Source organism: Streptomyces adustus (assembly GCF_009377175.1).
Lineage (GTDB): Bacteria > Actinomycetota > Actinomycetes > Streptomycetales > Streptomycetaceae > Streptomyces > Streptomyces adustus.
Map to the genome: position 1 here is coordinate 1 of NZ_VJZD01000386.1, position 5710 is coordinate 5710.

Consider the following 5710-nt stretch of genomic DNA (forward strand, 5'->3'; position numbering starts at 1 on the left):
GGCCGCGGTCATCAACCGGGTCGTGCGCCGCGGCGACCAGCGCCTCGCCAGCGCCCGCGAGATCGCCGAGGCCGCCCAGCGCGCGGTGCTGCCCGAGCCCGCCGCCCGGATCGGCGGGTACGACGTCGCCGCCCGCTACGAGGCGGCCCAGGCCGACGCCTTCATCGGCGGCGACCTCTACGCCGTGCAGGACACCCCGCGCGGCGTACGGCTGATCGTCGGGGACGTACGGGGCAAGGGCATGGGCGCGGTGGCGGCGGTGGCCGTGATCATCGGGGCCTTCCGGGAGGCCGCCGAGCAGGAGGCGACCCTGGAGGCGGTCGCACAGCGGCTGGAACGGGCGCTGGCGCGCGAGGGCACCAGGCGTGACGGGCCCGACGCCTCCGAGGGCTTCACCACCGCCGTACTCGCCGAACTCCCGCACGGGGACGAGACGGTGCGGATCCTCCACCGCGGACACCCGCCGCCGCTGCTGCTGCACCCGGACGGCACCGTGCGTCCGCTGCCCGCCCACGAGCCGGCCCTGCCGCTCGGCATGGGCGAGCTGGCCGACCGGCCCGACCGGGCGGAGGAGTCCCGGTTCCCCAGGGGCGCCACCCTGCTCCTGCACACCGACGGCGTCTCCGAGGCGCGCGACGCCCAAGGCCGTTTCTACGACCCCGAGGAGCGGCTCGCCGGACGCCCCTTCCGTGATCCCGAGGAACTGCTCGCCGCTCTCGCGCGGGACGTGCACCGGCACTGCGGAGGAGGTCTGGCGGACGACATGGCCCTGCTCGCCGTCCGACGGCCCTGACCGCGCCTTCGTCACATGGAGTGATCGAGCGACCCCCCTGCGCATAACATCTGAGTCACCATCAAAACCCCGGTGACTCCTGAGGTATGGCCCCCGCGTTCCGCGCAAGGGTCAACTCGCCCGATTTTCGCCGGTCATCGCCTTAAGTCCTGGCCAAAAATGTTATTGATCAAGCAGAACGGCTTGGAATCCAGCCCCCGTGCCCATTAACGTTCGATAACGCAGCGCGGTCGTCCCAGCCGTCACAAGGCGGCTCCGTGCGCACGCGCCGAATCCCGCAAGGGAACCGGGGAACCAACACCATGGGGTGAATCGCACGGCCACCGCTGTCAGTGACAGGCGGTATACGCGCGTAGGAGACCTTCCTGCTCCGAACCCGTCAGCTAACCCGGTAGGCGAGAAGGAAGGAAGGAGCACGCCCACGTGGCGTCCAACCCGCCTGCCCCAGAGGCCCCGTTCGTGCCGAGCCAGCCCAGCACCGAGGCCTTCGGCTTCGGCAGCTACCGCGCCGACGAGGGTCCGTGGGAGGAATGGAATCCCACCGCGGAGACCGTTCGCCCCCCGCGCGGCAAGCATCGCGTCGCCAAGCAGCGTGGCGGGGGACTCGCCCGCAGCTCCACCGTCCTGGGCGTCGGTGTCATAGCCGCCGTCGCCGGCGGCGGAATGGCCAGCGCCAACACCGGCAAGCCCCCGGTCTCCATCTCCCTGCCCGACCTTCCCTCCGTCGGCTCCCTGCTGTCGGACGAGAAGCCCGCCGACACCACGCAGGACGTCGCGGCCCCGCTCAGCGGCATAGGCGTGACCACCGCCGAAAGCGCCCAGGGCACCACCGACGCCGGTGAGGCGCTGCGCAGCCGGATCATGGCCCAGGCCGAGCAGCAGCAGACCCAGGTCGAGGCCAAGGCCGCCGCCGCTGCCGAGAAGGCCGCCACCGACGCGGCCGCCAAGGCGGAGCAGGAGGCCAAGGCCAAGGCCGAAGCCGCCAAGAAGAAGGCGGAGGAGGAGGCCGCGAAGAAGGCCGAGGCCGAGCGCCTGGCCGAGCTCGCCAAGCAGTACACGCTGCCGACCTCCTCGTACACGATCACCTCGACCTTCGGCGAGGCCGGCTCCATGTGGTCCTCCGGGTACCACACGGGCCTCGACTTCGCCGCGCCCACCGGAACGCTCATCAAGGCGATCCACAGCGGCACGATCACCGAGGCGGGCTGGGCCGGCTCCTACGGCTACCGCACGATCCTCACCCTCGACGACGGCACCGAGCTGTGGTTCTGCCACCAGTCCTCGATCAGCGTCAGCGTCGGGCAGAAGGTCGCCACCGGCGATGTCATCGGCCGGGTCGGCGCCACCGGCAACGTCACCGGTCCGCACCTGCACCTCGAGGTCCACCCGGGCGGCAGCGCGGACGGGATCGACCCGATGGCCTGGCTGCGCGGCAAGGGCCTCACCCCCTGACGTCCCGGCGCCCCCGGGCTTCCCGACCTCCGGCTTTCTGAGCTCCGGGCTCTTTGACCTCCGGCAGTCCTGGCGACATCCCCCCGACGCCAGGACTGCCGGTTTTCCGCTGTCCGGGCACGAGTCCCGGAATGCGGAGGGAACACCGGGCGGCCGGACGGAATATCACCTTCCAGGCCGGGCGTTGGCATTGAGCATGACTTCTCTTCGCAAGCTCGGTTCCTCCGACCTCGAAGTGTTCCCGCTCGCCCTCGGCGGCAACGTCTTCGGCTGGACCGCCGACCAGGACCAGTCCTTCGCCGTACTCGACGCCTACACGGCCGCGGGCGGCAACTTCATCGACACCGCGGACGCCTACTCGGCCTGGGTCGACGGCAACCGGGGCGGCGAGTCCGAGACGATCATCGGCGACTGGGTCAGGGCCCGTGGCAACCGCGCCGACGTCGTCATCGCCACCAAGGTCAGCCAGCACCCCGAGTTCCCCGGCCTGACCGCCGCCAACATCAAGGCCGCCGCCGACGCCTCGCTGCGCCGCCTCGGCACCGACCACATCGACCTCTACTACACCCACTTCGACAAGCCCGAGGTCCCGGTCGAGGAGATCGTCGGCGCGCTCGACGAGCTGGTGCGGGCGGGCAAGGTGCGGCAGATCGGCGCCTCCAACATCTCCCCCGCGCGGCTGCGCGAGTCCCTGGAGTTCTCCGACCGCGAGGGCCTGGCCCGGTACGTGGCCCTCCAGCCCCACTACAACCTGGTCTCGCGCGACACCTACGAGGGAGAGCTCCAGGACGTCGCCGACCGGTTCGGCCTCGCGGCCGTCCCCTACTACGCCCTCGCCTCCGGATTCCTCACGGGCAAGTACCGCCCCGGTACGACGGTCGACAGCGCGCGGGCCACCGGCGCCGCCAAGCACCTGGAGACCGACCGCGGCCGCAAGGTCCTCGCCGCCCTCGACGAGATCGCCGCCGCCCATGACGTCCAGGTCGCCACCGTCGCCCTGGCCTGGCTGGCCGCCCGGCCCACGGTGCTCGCCCCGATCGCCTCCGCGCGGACGGTGGAGCAGCTGCCGGCCCTGCTCGGGGTCGCGGAGCTGGAGCTGACGGAGCCGGAGCTCGCGCGCCTCACGGCGGCGTCGGCCTGATCCGGCCCGCCTGTCTCCCCCGGACGCCCCGGGACTACGACCGGTACGGGTTGTGGGCGGGGTACGCGGCCGCCGGATATCCGTACGCCGGCCAGGCAACCGGGGGGGACACCGGCATCATCACCGGTACCGGCGGGGCCGCCGCCCGCGCCGCGTAGTCCAGCGCGGGCCGCGCCACCTCCCGGCGCCGCCACAGCTCGTGCAGCAGTTCCCGCTCCCGTACGACGAAGTCGCTGCCGGCCCGGCCGCGGCGTCCCCTGCGCCGCAGGGCCGCGAGCGAGGTCGCGTACGTCTCGTACTCCGCCACCGTCCGCTCGGCCGGCTTGCCGAGGTGGTGCCCGGCATACTCGCGGGCCAGCCGCCGGGCCCGCATCGAGCCGAGCGCGTACGGCTCGGCCGGGCTGAGCCAGCCCGCGGCGACGTACGCGGGCAACTCCTCGTACATGGTCCGCAGTTCGCGTTGGCGCGTCCAGATCACCAGCCAGGTCAGCAGGCCGAACGCGGGCACCATGAACAGCCCGTACACGGCGAAGAACCCGTACTCGCCGAAGGTCGCGGAGCCGTTCCAGAACGCGTGCATGCCCATCGCGAGCAGCAGTCCGCACGGCGGCAGCAGCACCCGGCGCACGCGCTGCCGGTCCGAGCAGAGTGCGGCGAGGCCGAAGCCGATGCCGGTGAGGACCGTGAACAGGGGGTGCGCGAACGGCGACATGATGACGCGGACGAAGAAGGTCGCCGCGGTGACGGAGGCGATGCCCCGGTCCCCGCTGAGCTGGTCGGTGCCGAAGGCGGTGCCGAGATAGAGGATGTTCTCGGTGAACGCGAAGCCGGTCGCGGTCACCCCGGCTATGACGACCCCGTCGACGATGCCGGTGAAGTCCCTTCTGCGGAAGAGGAAGACGAGCAGCACGGCGGCGGCCTTGGCGGACTCCTCGACCACGGGGGCTATCACGGTCGCGCCGAGGGTGTCGGCGCCCGACGGATCGGCCGTCGCCGTCGCTATCCACTCGGTCGCGAAGCTGTTGGCGACGATCGCTATCAATGCCGCCGCGCAGGCGCCCCAGGCGAAGGCGAACAGCAGGTTGCGCCAGGGGCCCGGCTGGACCCGGTCCAGCCAGCGGAAGGCGGTGACGAGCAACGGCACCGGCAGGACCGCGAGTCCGAGCCCTACCAGGAATCCCTCGGTGCCGGTCTGCCTGCGCACCAGCGCCAGGATGACGAGCCCGGAGAGCGCCAGCAAAGTGATCACGGCGCCGTACCGCACCCCGGTGCGCTGCCACCAGCGTGGGTGTCGGACCCCGCCTCCGGCGGGGCCGAAGGGGTACGTCGGATACGGGGGAACGGTCGCCACGGCATTGACCCTAACGAGGGAGGGCTGGTCTTGCTGTTCCTTTTGTGCCGCCGGCCCGGCTGCCCGGACGGCCGTGTCCACCACGGCTGCCACGGGCGCCGTGCCTACAGCGGCCGCTGCTCCTGCGGCTCGCGGTGCTGTACGCGACGGAAGAGCAGATCGTTCACGACATGTCCCTTGTCCAGTCCCTGGCCCTCGAAACGGGTCACGGGCCGGAACGCGGGACGGGGCGAGAAACCGCCTTCGGCACGGGTGTTCTCGAAGTCGGGGTGCGCGTCGAGCACGTCCAGCATCTGCTCGGCGTACGGCTCCCAGTCGGTGGCGCAGTGCACGACCGCGCCGGGCCGCAGCCGGGTCGCGGCGAGGTCGAGGAACTCCGGCTGGATCAGCCGCCGCTTGTGATGGCGCTTCTTGGGCCACGGGTCGGGGAAGTAGACGCGCAGCCCGGCGAGGGAGTCGGGGGCGAGCATCTCGCGCAGCAGGATGATGGCGTCCCCGTTGGCCACCCGCACGTTGGACAGCCCGTGGTGGTCGGCCAGGTTGAGCAGGTTGCCCTGGCCCGGGGTGTGCACGTCCACGCCGAGCACGTTGGTGTCCGGGTCGGCGGCGGCCATCTGCGCGGTCGCCTCGCCCATCCCGAAACCGATCTCCAGCACCACCGGGTTGCCGTTGCCGAACATCTCACCGAGGTCGACGACGCGCTGTCCGTCGATGTCGAGCCCCCACCGGGACCACAGCCGCTGCAACGCGTCCGCCTGTCCCGTGGTCACCCGGCTGCGCCGCGGCTGGAAGCTGCGGATCCGCCGCTCGAAGTGCGACCCGGCGGGATCGGCCTGCGGGCCGTCGGGAAAGCGGGGTTCTCCCTTCGGCCGGGCGGGCACATCGGGGCCCGGCCCCTGCCGTGGTGCTTCGGGGGCGGACCGGGGCGCTTCGGGGGAGGTGTTCAGCTCAGACACAGTGAAGTCGATTTTAC

At 71.8% G+C, this 5710-nt stretch carries 5 protein-coding genes and 1 riboswitch; of the genes, 3 read left to right on the plus strand and 2 right to left on the minus strand.

Translation table 11 applies throughout. The annotated features are described in order from the left end of the window. From FNH09_RS43875 to FNH09_RS43885, 3 genes are all read left to right on the plus strand, one after another. The coding region (locus FNH09_RS43875; protein WP_152895459.1) for a PP2C family protein-serine/threonine phosphatase at positions 1-793 on the plus strand (793 nt) is incomplete at its 5' end. A 256-nt stretch (positions 794-1049) separates the two neighbouring features. Beyond that, a riboswitch (cyclic di-AMP (ydaO/yuaA leader) is annotated at positions 1050-1206 on the plus strand. A 10-nt stretch (positions 1207-1216) separates the two neighbouring features. Beyond that, positions 1217-2245: a peptidoglycan DD-metalloendopeptidase family protein gene (locus FNH09_RS43880; RefSeq protein ID WP_162470008.1), complete on the plus strand. Its 1029-nt coding sequence runs from the start codon at positions 1217-1219 to the stop codon at positions 2243-2245. Positions 2246-2441: 196 nt separating this feature from the next. After that, positions 2442-3386, plus strand: coding sequence for an aldo/keto reductase (locus tag FNH09_RS43885; protein ID WP_152895460.1), 945 nt, complete (start codon positions 2442-2444; stop codon positions 3384-3386). Between the two features lie 34 nt (positions 3387-3420). Here FNH09_RS43885 and FNH09_RS43890 read toward each other — a convergent pair whose 3' ends face one another. Then, positions 3421-4737, minus strand: coding sequence for a PrsW family glutamic-type intramembrane protease (locus FNH09_RS43890; RefSeq protein ID WP_162470009.1), 1317 nt, complete (start codon positions 4735-4737; stop codon positions 3421-3423). A gap of 104 nt (positions 4738-4841) precedes the next feature. Next, the gene (trmB, locus tag FNH09_RS43895; protein ID WP_162470010.1) at positions 4842-5693 is read right to left on the minus strand and encodes a tRNA (guanosine(46)-N7)-methyltransferase TrmB; all 852 of its coding nucleotides are present in this window, start codon (positions 5691-5693) and stop codon (positions 4842-4844) included. Positions 5694-5710: the final 17 nt, after the last annotated feature.

Bases quoted from the DNA above. Each gene is read 5' to 3' on its own strand.
- FNH09_RS43885 (WP_152895460.1), top strand. From the start codon at position 2,442: ATGACTTCTCTTCGCAAGCTCGGTTCCTCCGACCTCGAAGTGTTCCCG.